A 20615-nucleotide genomic window follows, 5' to 3' on the forward strand; every position below is an offset into this window, starting at 1 on the left:
CAGCATGAAATTATTAAAAATATTTTTATTCTTAGCTTATATTATGACATAATTTTTTAAAAAATTATATTTATTTGTTATAATACTTAATAAGAAAAATATAAAAATTATGTGTAAAATAAATACTAAATCTTAAGAGGATAAAAATGTTAACAAAAATTACATCTGATTTAGTAAATAATATCGTTAATACTTTGAAAAACAAAGTAAATGATTATGATACAATACAAGATTTACCTCTAGAAGAACAAATAAAATATTGTTTAAAAACTACACATTTAAACAATGATGAAAAATTAGCTTTAATGATTTCTACTAGTTTTTATTTTATAAACAAAAATAAATATAATGATTTTAATGAACATTGTATTAACCAACTAATATATTATTTAATAGATATTTTTGGAACGAACTCTTCAGTACATAATGTTATAAGAATAATAAAAAACACCTTAAAAAATGAAAACTTATTCGAAAAAGATATTAATGTAATCATTTAATTATGTACGATTATGAGTAAATATAAAAACTTAAACCCAAAAGATTTATACGATATTTCAATATCTAATTTATATAACTATATTTATGAAATTATGGAAAATTTTAATTATGCATTTCATCAATCTGTAAAAGAAATACCTGGTAAAACCATTTGTGAAATATGGAAAGCTAAACATTCTACTAAAGAAGTTCTTGTGTGGATAGAAGTGGTACAGGATGGACAAGAAGTTGATTCTGATCTTCCAATTACAATCTTAAGAATTATGAATGATTATAATTTAAAAAATTTATTCTTCTTTACAAATGGTTATTTAAATAATGAAACAAAACAACTTTTAGATGAAGAAAACTATTTTATATTTACTACCGACGAAATTATAGAAACTTTATTAGCAATTGATAAGAAAAAAATTACAAAAGTAAAATCCAAACGAAAAAAAACAAAAGTACCATCTGGTTTTATTTTAATAAAAAATTATTTAAAAAATAGAGAAATACCTAAACATAGAACTATAATAAAATTAGGTTTAATTAATAATATAATAAACAAATATCTTGCTTTACATAAACCAATCTACCAACTTATACAGCATATTGAGAATTATGAAAATGTACCTGATGATATAGAAAAAAAATTAAAAATGTTACAATTCAATTTATTACCTTATTTATTAGTTATTTCAAGCTATAAATTTATTACTCCTTTCTCTTATTTAAAAGTAGACTTGTTTGAATATATAAAATATTTAATTATGTATATTGGAGCTGTTATTGAATATGAACCATTAGAAGATGTTGAAAGATACAAAAATCAAATAGATGACTATATTAATAAATTTAACAATATCGATAAAGAGATTGAAAAATATAGGAGTGAATATCTAGAATTAAATAAAAAATTAGCCAAAAATTTATTAATTCAAGCTGTAACTGTTATGCTTGGCTTATTTATCATTGGTCTTTATATTCTTCTAAAAAAATAAACAAAAAATAAATATACTTACTAATTATATAAAAGAGGGGTATATTACCCCTCTTTTTCTCAATTTTAATTTTCAATATTTCATTTTTTAAACATTTATATTAACATTCAAGTAATTTAAAACTATCTACTACGTTTTGTAATTTAATAGCTAATTCTTTTAACATTTCTGCTTGATTATAGTTTTCTTGAGCAATTGAAGCATTTTCCTGTGATATTGTAGCTATTTCAGCCATATTACTTGCGATTTCCTGACTTGTAGCTGATTGTTGTTCTACTGCCGTAGCTACTGCACCAATTTTATCAGCTACAGTTAATACGCCATTAATAATTTTCTCTAAACTTACTCGCAAATTTCTAACAAGTTCAGATCCATCTTGAGCAAGTTTTGCTCCTTTATCCATTTGAACAACAGAAGATTGAACTTCATTTTGTATTGACCTTATCATTTCATCAATTTCACCTGTTGCTTTAGCTGTTCTTTCAGCGAGTTTTCTTACCTCATCAGCAACAACAGCAAATCCTCTACCATGCTCCCCTGCCCTAGCTGCTTCAATTGCAGCATTTAAAGCAAGAAGATTAGTTTGATCTGCAATATCAGAAATTACCTGTAAAATCTCTCCAATTTGTTCTGATGCTTTACCAAGTTCTTTTATCTTATCTGCAGAATTGATAACATTATCAGATAAATTTTCAATACCTGATACAGTTTCTTCAATTACTTTACTACCCGTTTCAGCAGACTCTTTAATTAGATTAATTTCCCTATTAACTTCTTCTAAATTTTGACTGATTTCAGTTATTGTTGCCGTCATTTCTTGAACGGCAACTTCCACTGAAGAAACTCTTTCAGCTTGAGATTCTGCACCAGCAGACATTTGATTACTTGAAGCTGATAAAGCCTCAGATGAACTCGTAACACTTTTAGTTGAATGACTAACTTCACAAAGTGCTTTATTCATTTGTTTAATCATATTATTAACATGTTCTATAATTCTACCTATTTCATTCTTACTTTTCACTTTAAGTGTTTGTGTAAGATCTCCTTGAGCTATTTTAGAGAATAAGCTTTCAAGTTCACTGATAGGTTTATTTATATTATAATTAAACACAAATCTTAAAATAATTAATAATATAAAAAAAGTAATTACACTAGTAATTACAAATGTACCTATAGTAGCTTTTATTGTAGGTCCAATAAATTCATCTTCATAACTACCACCGGCTATTATCCAATCCATTTCGGGATAATAGGTATAAGAAACAATTTTATATTTCCCTTCCCAGGGATATCTAATTACTCCAGTTTTTTTATGTAACATTTCTTGTATAAAATCATATTTTGCTATACTTTTACCTTCTAGTTTAGGGTGTACTATTAACACTCCTTTTGAATCCATTATATAATAATATCCAGTTTTTCCTATTTTAGTATGTTTAATCACTGATTTAATTTTTTCTATAGTTTCATTTTTTATATAATCTACTACATGTTTGCTTTCTTCATCAGTTATAACATCTTCTTCTTTATCTTCAACAATAGATTTTAAAATAGATTTAAAAGAATTTACTTGTGCTGTTAGTTGATTAGCTATTTCTTTTGATACATTCTTTTTAGTGTATGAAACAACAATATAACCTGATATAGTATAGCCCATTAATAGTATTATAACTAAATAGATAAAAACCTTTGTTGAAATTTTCATATCACGCCAAGAATCTTTAAATGACATAATAATTTCCTCCTTTGTATATCATTTTTATTATTGTTTGTTGCTTATATAACAAAAAGGTTTAGTTATTTCAAAATAATCTTATATTTTTTTTATAAATGTTTCATAATTAATGAATTAATAATCAAAATTAATAATAAATAATCAGAAATAAATTTGAATATATAAAATTATAATAAAATAGTAAAAATAAAAAAGAGGGTAAGTAACCCTCTTTAAATTATTTTTAATGATTAAATCTAAATTGTTTCATATAATTTTTAACTTGGTTAAAATCAGAAGATTGTTGTGATTCTACTGCATTATCAATATTTTTATTATTAATATTTTTTTGTAATTTGAAATTACTTACAATGTGTTGAAGCCTAACTGCTAAATTTCTAAGTACTTCTGCTTGATTATGATTTTCCTGAGCAATTGAAGCATTTTCCTGTGATATTGTAGCTATTTCAACCATATTACTTGCGATTTCCTGGCTTGTAGCTGATTGTTGATCTACTGCTGTAGCTACTGCATTAATTTTATCAGCTACATCCAATACACCATCTATTATTTTTTCTAAACCATTTTGTAAATTAACAACTAAATCAGAACCTTCTTGTGCTAGTTCTACCCCTTTATCCATTTCAGCAACAGATATTTCTACTTCTTGTTGAACTGTTTTAATCATTTCATTAATTTCATCTGTTGCTTTAGTAGTTTTTTCTGCTAGTTTTCTGACTTCATCTGCCACTACTGCAAAACCTCTACCATGTTCCCCTGCTCTTGCAGCCTCAATTGCTGCATTTAAAGCAAGAAGATTGGTTTGATCTGCAATATCAGAAATTACTTGTAAAATTTCTCCAATTTGTTCTGATGATTTACCTAATTGTCTAATTTTTTCTGCTGAATTAATTACATTATTTGATAATTTATTAATACCTGCTACTGTATTATTTATAACTTCTTTTCCTGTTTCAGCTGATGATTTAATTGTATTAATTTCTTGATTAATATCGTCTAAATTTTGACTAATTTCTGTGATTGTTGCTGTCATTTCATGTATTGCAGCTTCTACAGATGAAACTTTATTTGTTTGATGATCAATTCCTTTTTCCATTTGAATACTTGATTTAGTTAATATTTCAGATGTATTTGTTACATCTACTGTAGCATTATTTACTTCGGATAGTGCTTTATTCATTTGTATTACCATTGAGTTTACATTTTCTATAATTTGACTTATTTCATCTTTTCTTTCTACTTTAAGTGTTTCGCTTAGATCACCTTTAGCAACTTTATTAAATAACTTTTCCAACTGCTTAATTGATTTTAATATGTTTTGACGGAATATATAACGTATTACCATCAATATTACTATAAATGATATAATACTTATTATACCAAAAGACTTTAATGTAGATGCAATATAAGGATTTACTAACTCATCTTGGTAACTTCCACCAGCTATTATCCAATCTCTCTTGGGATAATAAGTGTAAACAACAATTTTATTTCTTCCTTTCCATTTATAATTTATTATACCTTGTTTAGTGTTCATCATTTTTTGAATAAAATCATATTTTGATACATTTTTCCCTTCTAATTTAGGTGATGGATGTAAAACTAAATTACCCTTTGAATCCAAAATATAATAATAACCTGTTTTGCCTATTTTTGTATCTTTAATAGTATGTTCAATATTAGCTAATAATTTCTTTTGAGTCTCAGTTATTTCTTTTATTAATTCCGCTTCTGGAATAGTTAGAACTATTACCCAATCTAACTCTGGGAAATACCTAAATACCGCCACAACTCTTGGATGATTTGCAACTGTTGCTCTTTTATAAATTATTTCTCCGTCTTGTAATTTCCATATTTTCTCTATATGAGGAATTCCTTTTAAACTTTTACCTTGAGCCGTTGGATGTACAACAAGTACCCTATCTTTATCCCTCCACCACCCACAAGACACATTCTTTTAGGTAGGTGATGTAGTGGGTGTCTTCTGGGTTTCAATATATTGTTTGATAACCTCAAGCGGAGCTCCACCACAGGAACCTGCAAAATAGCTTGGAGACCATAAAGCGTTTTTCCAGTAATACTGCCTTAATTCAGGATGGATTTGTTTTAGCTTTCTGGAAGAAACACCTTTTAGCGAATTTACCAGTTTTGAGACTGCCACCTTTGGCGGATAGTTTACAAGCAAATGGACATGGTCGCTTTCTCCATTTAATTCTATCAGTTCTGCCTCAAAATCTTGACAGACTTTGGCGAAGATTTCCTTTAAGGTTTCTAAGTGTTTCTTTTGAAATACGCTCTTTCTGTATTTAGTTACAAAGACCAAATGCACATGCAGAAGAAAAACACAATGCCTACCAGTTCTAATTTTACTTGACTTTTCCATAGACCAATACTATAATATAACAATGATTACATGTCAAGCCTTTAAATTTAAACTCAAGACCAATGAAGAGTTAGAAAACAAGTTCGCCCAATTTGCCGGCTCTTGTAGGTTTGTATGGAATAAAGCTATTGCTTTAATAAAACAAAAGCTTGATATAAAAAAGGTAGATAAAATCATCAATATCCACTTGCCACAATATTACAAAAATACTGCTACTATACCTACCTATAACGAAATGGCGGGAATGCTTAAATTATGGAAACAATCCGAAGAATACGCTTTCTTAAAAGAAGCACATTCTCAAATTCTACAACAAACCTTAAAGGATTTATACAAAGCCATAGACAGTGCTTTTACCAAAGGCAATGGTATATCTTTTCCAGACTTCAGGAAGAAAGGTAAATCGCCAGACAGCTTTAGATATCCTCAAGGCTTTAAGATAAATAACAATAGAATATTTTTACCTAAAATAGGATGGGTTAGGTTTTATAAATCAAGAAACATAGTTGGCAAACCAAAGAATGTAACAGTTAAAAGATACGCCGATGGCTGGTATATAAGCGTAGTTACCGAAAAAGACACATCAATTAAAGAAAATCTATCCAACCCCGTGGGTATAGATGTAGGTGTAAAAAAGATAATCACACTATCCAACGGTTGTTACTTCGAGCCTCTTGATTTAAGTAAATATGAGAAAAAACTAATCAAACTCCAAAGGCAACTCTCGAGAAAACAACACCCTACCAAAAAAGGAGATAAGACACCGTTTTCTAATAATTACAAAAAACACCAAAGAAAAATAGCAAAGATGTGGCTTAAGATAGCAAATGTGAGAAACGATTACCTACATAAAATAACAACAGCCATAGCCAAAAAACACGGCTTTGTGGCTGTAGAGAATTTAAAGGTTAAGAACCTAACCAAATCTGCAAAAGGCACAAAAGACAGCCCCGGACGTAATGTAAAAGCTAAATCAGGCTTAAACAGAAGCATTCTTTCTCGAGCGTGGGGTAGGTTCTTTGAACTGCTTGAGTATAAACTCCAGAGAAATGGGGGGAAACTGGTTAGAGTTGACGCTAAAAACACCTCTATAACCTGTCCTCTATGTGATTACACTAATAAGGAAAACCGCAAAAACCAAGCGGTATTTGTATGCAAAAAGTGTGGTTTTACGTCTAATGCTGATTTGGTAGGTGCGATAAATGTTTTAATGAGAGCGATGAGGAAGGAAAACCTTATAACCCTACCGCAGGGCTTGCGGGAAGTCACGCCTGTGGAGTATGCCAGAGAGTATACGCTGAAGCAGGAACCAGCGGGAAACCGTGAGGGATTACCGCTTCCATCGATAGCGTAGATGGGAATCCTCTTCCTTTAGGGAGAGGAGGAAGTCAATGAGAGCATACGCATAACCATTTTCACCAATTGAAGTTTGTAAAATTTCTTGTGCCAATTGAAATTCAATTGCAGGTTTAGGCATACCCTTTGCTGAATATACTTCATATAATACTGTTAAAGTGTTCAACAAAGTATCCAATTTGTCTGACATATTGTTTATAAAATCCTCTTTTACTTTTTTACGTAATTCTTCATTTGTTTGATCTGTGGACTGTAAAAATGATTTAATCGTTTTTGTTTCTTCAATTAATTGGTTTGTAACCTGGTTAATGATATTGCTTTTGATATTATTAACTATATAAAAACCTAAAATAATATAAAATATTATAATAATACTAATTAGATACACAAATATTTTTGTAGACAAGCTCATATTATACCACTTTGCTTTTAATGGCATAAAACACCTCACCAGTTAATATTTTTTATATTATTTATTATATGTAATTTAATATAACAAATTATATAAAAATATTAAAAATAGTTATAATAATTATAAATTACTATAATTATATTATATTATTAAAAAATATTATCTAAATATTTTATCTATTCTATCTAATATTTCTCTTTTAAAAAGTACTTTACTCTTTTTTGCAGAACCTAATTTTATATAATCTCTTCCAGTTTTAAATTTGCCTTGAACCATCCATTTTCTTACAGTAGATACTGTTACACGTAAAATATCAGCTAATTCTTCGTAAGTTAAAAAATCTTCTTTTCCCTTTCTAATAATTTGTTCTGCAATATTATTAGGTTTCATACTATACTCCACTCCCCAAGTATTTTTCATATTATCTATTTTTAATAATATTTCTTTTTTAAATAAAACTTTGCCTTTTTTACTTCTCTTATTACCTTTTTTTCCTAATTTAACGTAGTCATCACCTTCTTTGAATTTACCTCTATTCATCCAAGCTATTAATGTATTTTTTGATATTTCACTAACTTCTGCTAACTCATCATAACTTAAGTAATATATATTTTCATCCTTTAATATTTTTATATATTTTTTCTTTAATTGATTTACATTCATATACATCACCTCTCATATAAATTTTACTTTCATATAAATTTTATATAATCTATCTAATTTATGTTATTTTTTATTACTTCTTTTTTTCTCCCAAGATAATATTATTTTATTAACACGTTTAAGAATATCTTTTTTAAATAATAAAATGCTTTTTTTGTGAGGTCCTAATTTTATATAATCCCTTCCAGCTTTAAATCTACATTCAGAAACCCAATTTCTTAAAGTATATTTACTTACTTTTAAAATATTTGCTAACTCATCATAAGTTAAATAATTTTCTTTATTAATTTTTTGATACTCAATTTCTTGCATTACTGTTCTGGCCATAAAATACTCCTTTTTATTAATTGATACTATTTGCTTCCTTATATCAATTATTATACAATAATTTTATATATTTGTAAAGTAATTTTTTATAAAAATATAAAATAACTTTTTTATACTTTAAACTATTAATTTCTTATCAAATCAATAAAAGTGATATAAAAACTAAGAAAACTAACAATAATATAAAAATTAAAATAAGAAAAAGTAATAAATAAAATTTTATTTATTTTATTAACTTATTAATTTTATTATATTTTTATTAATTTTATTATTATCATTTGTATTAGTAAGTAAAATAGTATTAAAAATAGTATTAACAAAATAATTATTACTTAATTTTAAAATGTTATTTACAATATTAATTAATGTATTAATATCCAAATTTAGATAATTAAATTCTTCAAATAACATTATATTGTTTGACATATTTGGTCCATTAGATACATAAAAACTTAAACAATTACCTAACTTAAATTCAAATTTTAAATAATAATTTTTATCTTCTATTGTATTTATTATTGTATTAGACATCATTATTTTATTTCTTGAATCAATTAAATAAGTAATAATTGTAGGTTCTATTTTTAACATATCCAAAGCTAACGTATCTATATCATTTAATATAATACTTTCTATATAATCCAGTTTCATTAAAGGTATTAAATAGTCTATAATATTAAACCAAGTTAAATATAAATATAGTAATGATGATGAACATATATCTTTCTTTGTGGTTTTAATGTAATCAATTAAACGTTCTTGTTTAAATGTTTCAAAAGAAGTATCTATTTTTTTAAAATTATTAATTTTATTAATGTTGAATTTTTTTTTATTAACCTTCATTGTTATATATTTATTATTATATATTCTATTATATATACTTAATTCCACATTTTACATTAATTTGTTTTTAAAAAATATTTTATTTACTACAATCTTCTATAGTATCACATATTTTAAACAACTTATGTAGACCAACAAATACAAATAAATCTTTAAATTCATCAGACACATTACTTAAAATTAAAGTAATATTTTTATTCTTTAAACTTTTATGTACTTTAATCAAAAGCTTAATTCCTGAACTGTTTATATATGATAAAGAACTACAATCAAAAATCAATTTGTTTATGTGCCTAATATTTTCCATTATTTCTTTAATTTTATTCTCATAATTTTGTTGCGTAAATTCCCCTTTTAAATTTATAACATAAATATTCTTATCTTTTAATATATTAACTTTTTGTGTATTCATATTCACTACTCCTTACTAAATATTTTTATAACTATATGTTTTTATAATACTACATATTTTTTACTATGCTATATATTTTTTACTATATATTTCTTGATTACATAAATTAAAACATATTTCTTTACCAAGATCATAATTAGTATCACAATTAGGATTATATACATAATTTTTTATCAATTCTTGAACTGAAATTCTACTTTTAGTTGTTAACGATAATAAATCTTTATCATACGTTATATACCCTTTTTCAGCTAAAATATGTGCAAAAGTTCTATTATCTTTTTTATTGACGATTTGATATAACTCTGCTTTTGTATAATGATTTTCCATAATAAATAATATGTTATGCATTTGTTACCTCTTTCTTTTATATATTTTTATTATATTTAATCATCTTTATTTTTCTTTTTCTTAAGCAATTCTTCTGTTTCTTTTTCTCTTTTAGCAAGTTCTATAGCAATTAATTCATCTATGCTTAAATCATTAGAGTCGTTATTAAGATTTTCTTTACTATTAGATTCAATATTGTTTATTAGCTTTTTATTGTCTGTATCTCTATTATCTTTATTCTCTTTATTATTTTTATTTTTTACATTTTCTTCAGTACCTTTATGAATACCTTCATTTAAATAATCTCCTAAAAACTTTTTATTTTCATTGTCAAAATCATCAGAATCACTTTTTAAAATTTTTTTTAAATAACTTTCTGATCTATTTTCTTTAAAAATAACATAATCAATATCTAATAATAATATTAATCTATCATTATATTTACAAATACCTAATATATATTCATCACCAATACTACTAACCAAAGGTGGTGCAGGCTCTACTATATTTTTATTGATTCGCATCACTTCTGTAAGTTCATCAACAACAAAACCAATACTTTCTTTCTCAAAATTTGCTATAATTATTCTAGTATTTTTATCAAAATCACTTTTATCTAAATTAAATCTCAATCGCAAGTCTACAACTGGAATAACCTTACCTCTTAAATTCATAACTCCTAATACAAAATATTCTGTTCTTGGAACTGTTGTAACTTCCGTCATTTTAATGATTTCTTGAATTTTCAAAATATCAATTGCGTATTCTTCTTCTCCTAACTTAAAACCTACTATTTGAATTTCTTCTTCACTTGTATCAGTTATTAAATGATTATTTGCCTCTACATCATTTGGTAATTTTATATCAGCAATCATAAATACACCTCACTATTTTTATTCTACCCTTACTATGTGTTTTATATTTATATATACCTTTATATTTTTTATAATTTTTCATATTGTATTTATTATTGCATTTATTGTATTTCATATTGCTATTTTATAACATAAAAAAATTAATATTTAAATTTTTTTTGTATTTTTTTAAAAAATTTAATTTACTATGTTATATTAGTAACAACTAACTAATAATAAAATAAAACCAAAAAAAATAAAATAATATAGTATAAATAATATAATAAGGAGGTAAACATGCAAATAAAAAAAATAACTATTTTTATACTACTTCTATTAATGATGATACCAACATTAATTTTTGCTAAAGATAAGGTTCAAGTAGAACCTTTATTTTCATCTTCTAGTGTAGTAAAAGGAACAATTACTACATATTTCCCAAATATATTTAAAAAACATACTTTACTTACAATATCACCAATAGTTGCAAATTATTGGGCAGGTAAAGCTTATTTACAAAAGAAAAATCAAAGTGAAAATGAGTTTATCATGTTAAATGCCAAAAGAATAATAGAAAAAACAGCAGAAGGTTATTGTTCCGGATTTTTAGGAACTCTTGGTTATAATAAAGGATATTATGCAGTTGACCACTTTGATTTCCATCCCGTAGCTGATGAATACCGAGTAAATTTCGATGTTAGTGGAAATATTATGTGTTTTACTAATTAAATTATAACTATAAAAATTTAGCAAATAATATATATAATATCTAAATATATAAGTAAGGAGTACAGTATGGCATTAAATCATAATATATTGCTTGAAGTAGGTACAAACGAAGTAGAATTAGTAGAATTTGTTATAAACAATAATAATAAAGATTTTAATTTTGCTATAAATGTAGCAAAAGTTAGAGAAGTACTAAAAATATCTTATGATGAAATTACACCAATGCCTAACTCTAATATTGAAGGTATGATAAAAATCAGAGACATCGTTATACCTGTTATTAACTTAAAAAAAGTATTAGGTCTTTATACTGATGATTATAAAAAAGATGAAAAAATTTACTTACTTCATTGTTATTTTAATACTTTACATGTAAGTTTTATTATAGATAAGGTACTTGGAATTCAAAAAGTTACATGGAAAATGATAGAAACCGGTGGTAATTTGGTAACTGAACAAGGTAATGTAAAATTAGTTGGTGTTGTTAAATTACCAAATAAATTAATTCAATTATTAGATTATGAACAAATTGTTGCTAATGTGGCTCCAGAACTTTTAGAAAACAAACTATCAAATATAGAAGAAATACAGGATACTGATCTACAGTTGTTACAATCAAAAAAAATATTGTTTGCTGAAGACTCATCAGTAATTAGAAATGTATTGAAATCATTATGTAATAAGCATAATTTAAATGCAGTAATAGTTAAAAATGGACAAGAATTAATAAGCACTTTTAAACAATACAACCCTGATATAGTTGTAACTGATATTGAAATGCCAATAATTGATGGTCTAACAGCAACTAAGTTAATCAAACAAATGAATACAAAAACTAAAGTAATTATTTTCTCATCTATGTATAGTATAGAGAATGAAAAAAAAGCAAAAACTGTAGGTATTGATGCATTTGTTGCAAAACCTGATTTAGTTCAGTTAATAGAAACAATGAAAAAATTATAAACAAATTAAATAAGAAAAAATAAAAAACAAAAAGTTAAAGGAGTAGAAAAATGACCTACGAACACACAATACTTACTGTAGATGATTCTTCCACAATGAGAAGGATTATTAAAAATATACTTAATAAGTTAGGTTTTACTAACATATTAGAAGCTTCTAATGGAGCAGAAGCATTAAATATATTAAAAGAAAAACAACTTGATTTAATTATAACTGATTGGAATATGCCTGAAATGGATGGTTTATCATTTGTACAAGCTGTTCGCAGTAATAAAAAATATAATGTTATACCTATATTAATGGTTACAACAGAAGCAGCAAAAGAAGATATATTAATAGCTTTAAAAAATGGAGTAAATAATTATATAGTAAAACCCTTTACACCAGAAACATTAAAAGAAAAAGTTTTTAAATTATTAGGATTAACATAAAAGATTAACATAATAAAAAGCAACACAAATAATAAAAAATATAATTGAAAGGAGAATAATTATGTTTAAAAAAAATGGATGTTATATGAAAAGCAGAATAGTTTGTAATTATTGCAATATAGTAGTAAAATAAAGTAATAATATACATCTAATTAGAAAATATAATTGACTAAAATTAATAAATAAATGAGGTGTAAAATGTCAAACGAACAATCTGAATTAATACAGGATTTTTTAATAGAAACAGATGAACTTATTGAACAATTAGATCAGGATTTAATAGAATTAGAACAAAGAAAAAATGATTTTGACTTATTAAATAAGATCTTTAGAGCTGTTCATACTGTTAAAGGTTCATCCTCATTCCTTGGTTTAGATAAAGTAGTAGATTTAACTCATATTGCAGAAGAAATCTTAAATAAACTACGTAAGGGTGAAATAACTATTACCTCCGATATTATGGATGCTCTTCTAGAAAGTATTGATTATTTAAAAAAATTAATAAACGATATAAAACAAGGAACTGATACAACTAACATTACTGATATAGTAAAAAAACTAAATTTAATAAATGAAGGTAAAATTATTAACAATGATAAAAATATATCACAATCTACATATGAACAATCTATGCAAAAAAATATTAATAAAAATGAGCCCAAACAAATAGCAAAAGTTACTAAAGCAATAGAGCAAACCATAAGAGTTGATGTTAACAGATTAGATGCATTAATGAACTTAATTGGTGAACTCGTATTAAGTAGAAACAGAATAACTCAAATATCAACAGAGTTTGAAAAAAAATATGAAGGAGATTTTTTAATTGAACAATTACTAGAAACTACATCTCATCTAGGATTAATTACCACAGAACTACAACTTGCTATAATGAAAACCAGAATGGTTCCTATAGGTAAAGTATTTAATAAATTTCCACGTATGGTTAGAGATTTATGTAAAGAATTAAATAAAGATATTGATTTAATTATAAATGGAGAAGATACTGAATTAGATAAATCTGTAGTTGAAGAAATTGGTGATCCTTTAATTCATATGATACGTAATGCTGTAGATCATGGTATTGAAACACCCGAAGAAAGAATTAAAAAAGGCAAACCTAAAAAAGGTACTGTTACCTTAAATGCCTACCACGAAGGTAATCATATTGTTATAGAAATTAAAGATGATGGAAGAGGATTAGACCCAGAAAAAATTAAAAAGAAAGCTATTGAAAAAGGAATTATTACACCAGAAGAAATAAAAACTTTAAGTAAAGAAGAAATATTTGGTTTAATATTTAAACCCGGGTTTTCAACTGCTGAAAAAGTAACCGATGTTTCTGGACGTGGTGTTGGTATGGATGTAGTTAAAACTAATATAGAAAAATTAAACGGTATTATTCAAATAGATTCAGAAATCGATATAGGAACTACTTTTAAATTAAAACTTCCACTAACACTTGCTATTATACAGTCTTTACTTGTTGAAGTATCAGGTGAAATATTTGCTATTCCTATAATCTCAATTATTGAAACTGTAAAAATTGAAGAAAACCAAATACACAGTTTTGAAGGTAGAGAAGTTTTAAAATTGAGAGATTCTGTATTATCATTAATTAGATTAAATGAAATATTTGAATTAGAACCTACTTACAGTAATGAAATGTATGTAGTTGTTGTAGCTTTAGCAGAAAAGAAAATAGGTTTAATAGTTGATAGGTTAATAGGACAAGAAGAAATAGTTATTAAATCCCTTGGTGAATATCTTGGTGGTACACCTGGTATATCAGGTGCTACTATCATGGGTGATGGAACAGTAAAACTTATTTTAGATATTGCTGGTACAATAGATATTGCGTCCAAAATGCCTAAAATTAATCATAAAAAAAATAAGTATACTAATAAAATAACTACTAATTATTTTCAAAATTTAAACCAGTCTCAAAATTTAAATATTATGATAATAGATGATTCAGCTACAGATAGAAAAATTATGAAACGATTATTAAATAATATAGGTTCATTTAATATAATTGAGATTACTAATGGTAAAGATGCATTAGCAGCTGCTAAACAATTTCAGTTTGATTTAATTATAACTGATATTTATATGCCAGACATGGATGGTTTTGAAATAGCAAAAAAATTGAGAGAATTAGGTTATAATAATTCAATTGTTGCAACTTCTGTACGAGATGAAGCTAAAAACAATAAAAACTATTCTTTGTATGGTATTGATGCGTTCATTTCTAAACCAATTAATACATCAGAATTATTGAATATAATTGAAAATCTAAAAAAAGTAGCAGTGTAATATAATAATAAAACCATCGTTACTTACAGTAACGATGGTTTTTATGTTGTTTTAAAAAAACATTAAGTTTTATTTTAGAAAAATTATTCTGAATTTTTCGGCCTTTCCCTTATTTCTCTTATGTGTTTTTTTGCATATTGTTTCATTTGTCTAGATTTCTCTTTAAATTTTCTTCTACATTCCTTAATTTCAGCTGGTGATTGTGCTTTATTTACGCATCTTTTAAATTCATTTAGCATAGATATCCTGTGATCAATTCCTTCATTAATTTTCTTTTTTATTTTAATTAAATCTACATGTCTGTTATGTTTAGGTGATTTGTCAAAATTCTGTGAAGCTACAGCACTAATACTGAATAACAACAAAAGTGAACAAATTATGCTTATTCTCTTTTTAATATTTTCAACCTCTTCTATTATTTATTTTTATTATTTATTCTTCCAACGTCTATATTGTTCAATATCTTTGGAAGCATGTTTTAAAGCTAGAGTTACTATAAAAATATCATCTAAATAACCGATTTCAGGGATAAAATCAGGTATAACATCAAAAGGATTAAGAATATAAATTAATGCTGCTGCAACTGCTGCTATTGAACTCCAGGGTATATCTTTATAGTTACCGAAATAATAGTCTTTAACCATTTCATACATTAATTTAACTGCTTCTGTTAAACCATTAAATTTTTTAGTACTTATTATCTTGTCATATATTTCATCAAATTTATTTATTAATCTTCTTAAATCATCTTTAGTTATTTTTTCTTGATCTTTTTGAAATCTCTTTTTAAACTTTTCTTCTTGTTCTTTTGATACTTTAGCATCTAAATTTCCCATATAACCTCCTCTACTTTTTTAGATTTTTAATATTTTTTATTACGATATTTTATTACTTGATTTATATTTTCTTTTTTAAAGAAAGAAATTAAACCATATACATAAAATAAAAGCACAAATAAAAAAAATAAATTTTGGTTCATTTTATAATTAACCAACTTTTAATTTATAATTTATATTATTATTATTATTATTTATATCATTATAAATATCTGACTTAATATCATCATCTTTCTGTTTCTTTACCATATCGTAAAAACTGTCTTTTATATAAATTAAAGTTTTACCACATGAAGAACATTCATAGATAAAACAATCATAATATTCATCAATAACGTTCATTACCGTATTATCTAAACTACAATAAATATTATTTTCTACGTCATTATTTATTGTTTTCATAAAATCCTCTCTAATATTTGTATTTATATTATATTACGTTTTATATAACTTGTCAAGAAAAATATAATAATTAATAAAATAAAAAACTATGTATAAAATTAATGTTAATTTTAGTTATATTTGTAAATATTCTTACCTTCCTTTTTGGCTTTATATAAATTTTTATCTACTAAACTTAAAAAATCAGATTTAGAATATTTTACATCATGATATTCTGCTATTCCAATACTAACTTTAACTGGTATTTTAATATCTTTAATTTTGAAAGGTTTTTCATTAAAATAACTATATAATCGCTCTACTATAACAATTGTATCATCTAAAGATGTATTTGGAAATATAATTGCAAATTCATCTCCCCCTACTCTAACCGGAATATCTATAATACGAATATTATTTTTAATAGTTTTTGCAATATACTTTAAGTATTCATCTCCTATTATATGTCCATATGTATCATTAATAGATTTGAAGTCATCTAAATCAAGATAAACTAAACTAAAAGGTTTTTTAACTCTTTTATATAATTCTATATATTTATCTAAAAATTCATCTAATAATTTCCGATTATAAAGTCCTGTTAAAGAATCTATTACAACTTGTTTTTCTATAGTTTTAATATATGTACTAAGATCATTTATAGTAATATAATTATTAATTATAAAATTTAATATAAATTCCGATAAAAACTCAAAATACTTATTTTGATAAATATTATTATCAACAATCATACCTATAATACTGTTAAAAATAGTCCTTTTAAAATAAATTTTATATTTATTTAAATTATCAAAATCTATATTTGTATTATTAACCACAAAATAATTTGATGTTAAAAAATTATTTACTGTAATTGAATCATGACAATATTTTTTATAATAAAAATTAATAATAGAATCTAAATTATATAAATAAATTATTTCATTTTGTTCTTTATTTTGAGAATTATGGATATTATAAATATTATAATTATTTAAGAATATTTTTATTTGATTTTTTATTTTATTTTCCACAGATAAATTTAAACACTTACTGCTAAATACATTAATTTCAATATTATTTTTACTATTTTTAGCTAACTCAATAATAAAAAATAATTGAAAAGGAAAACTCAAATACACATGACTTAATAAAATTTTTAAATATTCAATTTTATCTGTAATAGTACTTTTTGTTATAATTACAGATTGAAATATCATATTCATACTTTTTATAAAATTCAATAATTCCTGTTCGTAATCTTCAGTATTACATCTATATTTTTGTAAGTCATTCTGTAATGATACTTCCTTCATAATCTAATTCCTTGTTTTAAAATAAATTATATAATAAATTACATAATTATATAATATATATAACATATTTTATAATAAATTTAAAAAATATAAAAAATATTTACTTGACACTATATAAGAAAAATAATAAAATAATAATATGAAAGTAATTAATTACACAATTTATAAATCTAATAAATTATTTAAAGGAGTTATAAATATGAATAATAACAACATTTATTTTTGCGAAATAACCGGCTACACAAAGCAATTATCAAATGGGCATAATATTATACTAAATATAGATCAAACTTTAACAAAACATATAGAAAATTTTACAATTTACGAACCAGATGTTAAGTTTGATGAGTTTTATTTTTTTGGAAATTTAATAGAAGTTAAAAATAATCAAAAAAATTATTTAAACCAGAACGTACTACTTTTTAGATTAGGAATTTTTAAAGATAAATTAATGTATATGATCCCCAACATAGAATTAACACAATTAATGGACTTATTAACATTTAATTACGCTAATATTTATTTTTTTGAAAATAACAAAACTCAAATACCTGATTTTTTTACTAAACCTTTAAAACAAGAATTTATGTATAACTATTTAAAATTATTTATCCCTCCACCACCCACAAGACACATTCTTTTAGGTAGGTGATGTAGTGGGTGTCTTCTGGGTTTCAATATATTGTTTGATAACCTCAAGCGGAGCTCCACCACAGGAACCTGCAAAATAGCTTGGAGACCATAAAGCGTTTTTCCAGTAATACTGCCTTAATTCAGGATGGATTTGTTTTAGCTTTCTGGAAGAAACACCTTTTAGCGAATTTACCAGTTTTGAGACTGCCACCTTTGGCGGATAGTTTACAAGCAAATGGACATGGTCGCTTTCTCCATTTAATTCTATCAGTTCTGCCTCAAAATCTTGACAGACTTTGGCGAAGATTTCCTTTAAGGTTTCTAAGTGTTTCTTTTGAAATACGCTCTTTCTGTATTTAGTTACAAAGACCAAATGCACATGCAGAAGAAAAACACAATGCCTACCAGTTCTAATTTTACTTGACTTTTCCATAGACCAATACTATAATATAACAATGATTACATGTCAAGCCTTTAAATTTAAACTCAAGACCAATGAAGAGTTAGAAAACAAGTTCGCCCAATTTGCCGGCTCTTGTAGGTTTGTATGGAATAAAGCTATTGCTTTAATAAAACAAAAGCTTGATATAAAAAAGGTAGATAAAATCATCAATATCCACTTGCCACAATATTACAAAAATACTGCTACTATACCTACCTATAACGAAATGGCGGGAATGCTTAAATTATGGAAACAATCCGAAGAATACGCTTTCTTAAAAGAAGCACATTCTCAAATTCTACAACAAACCTTAAAGGATTTATACAAAGCCATAGACAGTGCTTTTACCAAAGGCAATGGTATATCTTTTCCAGACTTCAGGAAGAAAGGTAAATCGCCAGACAGCTTTAGATATCCTCAAGGCTTTAAGATAAATAACAATAGAATATTTTTACCTAAAATAGGATGGGTTAGGTTTTATAAATCAAGAAACATAGTTGGCAAACCAAAGAATGTAACAGTTAAAAGATACGCCGATGGCTGGTATATAAGCGTAGTTACCGAAAAAGACACATCAATTAAAGAAAATCTATCCAACCCCGTGGGTATAGATGTAGGTGTAAAAAAGATAATCACACTATCCAACGGTTGTTACTTCGAGCCTCTTGATTTAAGTAAATATGAGAAAAAACTAATCAAACTCCAAAGGCAACTCTCGAGAAAACAACACCCTACCAAAAAAGGAGATAAGACACCGTTTTCTAATAATTACAAAAAACACCAAAGAAAAATAGCAAAGATGTGGCTTAAGATAGCAAATGTGAGAAACGATTACCTACATAAAATAACAACAGCCATAGCCAAAAAACACGGCTTTGTGGCTGTAGAGAATTTAAAGGTTAAGAACCTAACCAAATCTGCAAAAGGCACAAAAGACAGCCCCGGACGTAATGTAAAAGCTAAATCAGGCTTAAACAGAAGCATTCTTTCTCGAGCGTGGGGTAGGTTCTTTGAACTGCTTGAGTATAAACTCCAGAGAAATGGGGGGAAACTGGTTAGAGTTGACGCTAAAAACACCTCTATAACCTGTCCTCTATGTGATTACACTAATAAGGAAAACCGCAAAAACCAAGCGGTATTTGTATGCAAAAAGTGTGGTTTTACGTCTAATGCTGATTTGGTAGGTGCGATAAATGTTTTAATGAGAGCGATGAGGAAGGAAAACCTTATAACCCTACCGCAGGGCTTGCGGGAAGTCACGCCTGTGGAGTATGCCAGAGAGTATACGCTGAAGCAGGAACCAGCGGGAAACCGTGAGGGATTACCGCTTCCATCGATAGCGTAGATGGGAATCCTCTTCCTTTAGGGAGAGGAGGAAGTCAAAGTTTCTGATAGTATATTAGATAGTTTTATGACTTATATTAATCAACAACAACAGATATTAGGTAACAATATAATGTTATTTCAAATCACTAATTATATAGAACAATTAAAAAACGAAAACCATCTTAACCAAGACATTATGGAAAAATTAATTTTATTAAATGAAACACTTACAGATACTTTAAATTCCTTAGTTAATTTAACATATCCTTTTTTAAAAGAACATGGCAAGAATATAACAATTAAAGGAATTAAAAAAGAATACATTTTTCCTTTATTTACCTATTTACATAATATTTTTAATACCGAAATGATATTTCATGAAGATTTTATTGACCCTGATTCAAGTATTACACTTTTTATATAGTTTCAACTAGTAAAAAACAATA

The 20615-nt window shown here is 25.6% G+C and carries 25 protein-coding genes; 10 read left to right on the plus strand and 15 right to left on the minus strand.

The window, feature by feature from the left end; translation table 11 throughout:
• The first annotated feature begins 146 nt into the window (after nt 1-146).
• Together DEFDS_RS11990 and DEFDS_RS11995 are read left to right on the plus strand one after the other, a co-directional pair.
• Entirely contained in the window at nt 147-500 is a 354-nt protein-coding gene (locus tag DEFDS_RS11990) for a hypothetical protein (protein WP_013009008.1), read from the plus strand.
• Nucleotides 501-512: 12 nt separating this feature from the next.
• The gene (locus tag DEFDS_RS11995) at nt 513-1484 is read left to right on the plus strand and encodes a hypothetical protein (RefSeq protein ID WP_013009009.1); all 972 of its coding nucleotides are present in this window, start codon (nt 513-515) and stop codon (nt 1482-1484) included.
• A gap of 100 nt (nt 1485-1584) precedes the next feature.
• Here the strand turns inward: DEFDS_RS11995 and DEFDS_RS12000 are convergent, their stop codons facing one another.
• The 3 genes from DEFDS_RS12000 to tnpA (DEFDS_RS12010) form a co-directional block, all read right to left on the minus strand.
• Nucleotides 1585-3189, minus strand: coding sequence for a methyl-accepting chemotaxis protein (locus DEFDS_RS12000; RefSeq protein WP_168902629.1), 1605 nt, complete (start codon nt 3187-3189; stop codon nt 1585-1587).
• Between the two features lie 253 nt (nt 3190-3442).
• Nucleotides 3443-5170 (minus strand): methyl-accepting chemotaxis protein, encoded by a 1728-nt coding sequence (locus DEFDS_RS12005; protein ID WP_013009011.1) that lies wholly within the window; start codon nt 5168-5170, stop codon nt 3443-3445.
• Nucleotides 5171-5176: 6 nt separating this feature from the next.
• Complete coding sequence (tnpA, locus tag DEFDS_RS12010) at nt 5177-5602, minus strand: IS200/IS605 family transposase (protein WP_013008875.1); 426 nt, start codon at nt 5600-5602, stop codon at nt 5177-5179.
• Nucleotides 5603-5624: 22 nt separating this feature from the next.
• On the opposite strand from tnpA (DEFDS_RS12010), the gene DEFDS_RS12015 reads away from it, so the two are divergent.
• Complete coding sequence (locus DEFDS_RS12015) at nt 5625-6956, plus strand: RNA-guided endonuclease InsQ/TnpB family protein (RefSeq protein ID WP_013008876.1); 1332 nt, start codon at nt 5625-5627, stop codon at nt 6954-6956.
• Here DEFDS_RS12015 and DEFDS_RS13080 read toward each other — a convergent pair.
• From DEFDS_RS13080 to DEFDS_RS12805, 7 genes are all read right to left on the minus strand, one after another.
• Nucleotides 6933-7397: a hypothetical protein gene (locus tag DEFDS_RS13080; RefSeq protein WP_013009012.1), complete on the minus strand. Its 465-nt coding sequence runs from the start codon at nt 7395-7397 to the stop codon at nt 6933-6935. The two genes, DEFDS_RS12015 and DEFDS_RS13080, sit on opposite strands and share 24 nt — an antisense overlap.
• 132 nt (nt 7398-7529) lie before the next feature.
• Nucleotides 7530-8033, minus strand: coding sequence for a helix-turn-helix domain-containing protein (locus tag DEFDS_RS13285; RefSeq protein WP_013009013.1), 504 nt, complete (start codon nt 8031-8033; stop codon nt 7530-7532).
• A 63-nt stretch (nt 8034-8096) separates the two neighbouring features.
• Nucleotides 8097-8360, minus strand: coding sequence for a helix-turn-helix domain-containing protein (locus DEFDS_RS12030; RefSeq protein ID WP_013009014.1), 264 nt, complete (start codon nt 8358-8360; stop codon nt 8097-8099).
• Nucleotides 8361-8591: 231 nt separating this feature from the next.
• Nucleotides 8592-9203, minus strand: coding sequence for a hypothetical protein (locus DEFDS_RS12035; protein WP_153801546.1), 612 nt, complete (start codon nt 9201-9203; stop codon nt 8592-8594).
• A gap of 79 nt (nt 9204-9282) precedes the next feature.
• Nucleotides 9283-9615, minus strand: a complete 333-nt coding sequence (locus tag DEFDS_RS12040; RefSeq protein WP_013009016.1) for an STAS domain-containing protein — start codon at nt 9613-9615, stop codon at nt 9283-9285.
• A gap of 63 nt (nt 9616-9678) precedes the next feature.
• Nucleotides 9679-9966, minus strand: a complete 288-nt coding sequence (locus DEFDS_RS12045) for a hypothetical protein (protein WP_013009017.1) — start codon at nt 9964-9966, stop codon at nt 9679-9681.
• A gap of 35 nt (nt 9967-10001) precedes the next feature.
• On the minus strand, nt 10002-10820 hold the full coding sequence (locus DEFDS_RS12805) for a chemotaxis protein CheW (protein ID WP_013009018.1): 819 nt from the start codon (nt 10818-10820) through the stop codon (nt 10002-10004).
• A gap of 276 nt (nt 10821-11096) precedes the next feature.
• On the opposite strand from DEFDS_RS12805, the gene DEFDS_RS12055 reads away from it, so the two are divergent.
• The 4 genes from DEFDS_RS12055 (at nt 11097) to DEFDS_RS12070 (ending at nt 15235) form a co-directional block, all read left to right on the plus strand.
• Nucleotides 11097-11528, plus strand: coding sequence for a hypothetical protein (locus tag DEFDS_RS12055; RefSeq protein ID WP_013009019.1), 432 nt, complete (start codon nt 11097-11099; stop codon nt 11526-11528).
• A 66-nt stretch (nt 11529-11594) separates the two neighbouring features.
• The gene (locus DEFDS_RS12060; protein WP_013009020.1) at nt 11595-12491 is read left to right on the plus strand and encodes a chemotaxis protein CheV; all 897 of its coding nucleotides are present in this window, start codon (nt 11595-11597) and stop codon (nt 12489-12491) included.
• Between the two features lie 50 nt (nt 12492-12541).
• Nucleotides 12542-12922: a response regulator gene (locus DEFDS_RS12065; RefSeq protein ID WP_013009021.1), complete on the plus strand. Its 381-nt coding sequence runs from the start codon at nt 12542-12544 to the stop codon at nt 12920-12922.
• Between the two features lie 198 nt (nt 12923-13120).
• The gene (locus tag DEFDS_RS12070; protein WP_013009022.1) at nt 13121-15235 is read left to right on the plus strand and encodes a hybrid sensor histidine kinase/response regulator; all 2115 of its coding nucleotides are present in this window, start codon (nt 13121-13123) and stop codon (nt 15233-15235) included.
• A gap of 83 nt (nt 15236-15318) precedes the next feature.
• Here DEFDS_RS12070 and DEFDS_RS12075 read toward each other — a convergent pair whose 3' ends face one another.
• The 4 genes from DEFDS_RS12075 to DEFDS_RS12810 all read right to left on the minus strand — a co-directional run bounded on the left by DEFDS_RS12075 (nt 15319) and on the right by DEFDS_RS12810 (nt 17768).
• On the minus strand, nt 15319-15600 hold the full coding sequence (locus tag DEFDS_RS12075; protein WP_041224036.1) for a hypothetical protein: 282 nt from the start codon (nt 15598-15600) through the stop codon (nt 15319-15321).
• Between the two features lie 63 nt (nt 15601-15663).
• Complete coding sequence (locus tag DEFDS_RS12080) at nt 15664-16071, minus strand: YkvA family protein (RefSeq protein ID WP_013009023.1); 408 nt, start codon at nt 16069-16071, stop codon at nt 15664-15666.
• A gap of 150 nt (nt 16072-16221) precedes the next feature.
• The gene (locus tag DEFDS_RS12085; protein WP_013009024.1) at nt 16222-16473 is read right to left on the minus strand and encodes a hypothetical protein; all 252 of its coding nucleotides are present in this window, start codon (nt 16471-16473) and stop codon (nt 16222-16224) included.
• A gap of 110 nt (nt 16474-16583) precedes the next feature.
• Entirely contained in the window at nt 16584-17768 is a 1185-nt protein-coding gene (locus DEFDS_RS12810) for a GGDEF domain-containing protein (protein ID WP_013009025.1), read from the minus strand.
• 139 nt (nt 17769-17907) lie between these two features.
• On the opposite strand from DEFDS_RS12810, the gene DEFDS_RS12095 reads away from it, so the two are divergent.
• Nucleotides 17908-18420 carry a hypothetical protein gene (locus DEFDS_RS12095; protein WP_153801547.1) on the plus strand — a complete coding sequence of 171 codons (513 nt, stop codon included), beginning with the start codon at nt 17908-17910 and terminating at the stop codon, nt 18418-18420.
• Here the strand turns inward: DEFDS_RS12095 and tnpA (DEFDS_RS12100) are convergent.
• Nucleotides 18409-18834, minus strand: coding sequence for an IS200/IS605 family transposase (tnpA, locus tag DEFDS_RS12100; protein ID WP_013008875.1), 426 nt, complete (start codon nt 18832-18834; stop codon nt 18409-18411). The genes DEFDS_RS12095 and tnpA (DEFDS_RS12100) overlap by 12 nt on opposite strands.
• 22 nt (nt 18835-18856) lie before the next feature.
• Here tnpA (DEFDS_RS12100) and DEFDS_RS12105 point away from each other — a divergent pair, with 22 nt between their 5' ends.
• On the plus strand, nt 18857-20188 hold the full coding sequence (locus tag DEFDS_RS12105) for an RNA-guided endonuclease InsQ/TnpB family protein (RefSeq protein WP_013008876.1): 1332 nt from the start codon (nt 18857-18859) through the stop codon (nt 20186-20188).
• A 66-nt stretch (nt 20189-20254) separates the two neighbouring features.
• Complete coding sequence (locus DEFDS_RS12110; protein ID WP_041224037.1) at nt 20255-20593, plus strand: hypothetical protein; 339 nt, start codon at nt 20255-20257, stop codon at nt 20591-20593.
• Nucleotides 20594-20615: the final 22 nt, after the last annotated feature.

Origin of the sequence: Deferribacter desulfuricans SSM1 (assembly GCF_000010985.1) — a bacterium.
Taxonomy (GTDB): domain Bacteria; phylum Chrysiogenota; class Deferribacteres; order Deferribacterales; family Deferribacteraceae; genus Deferribacter; species Deferribacter desulfuricans.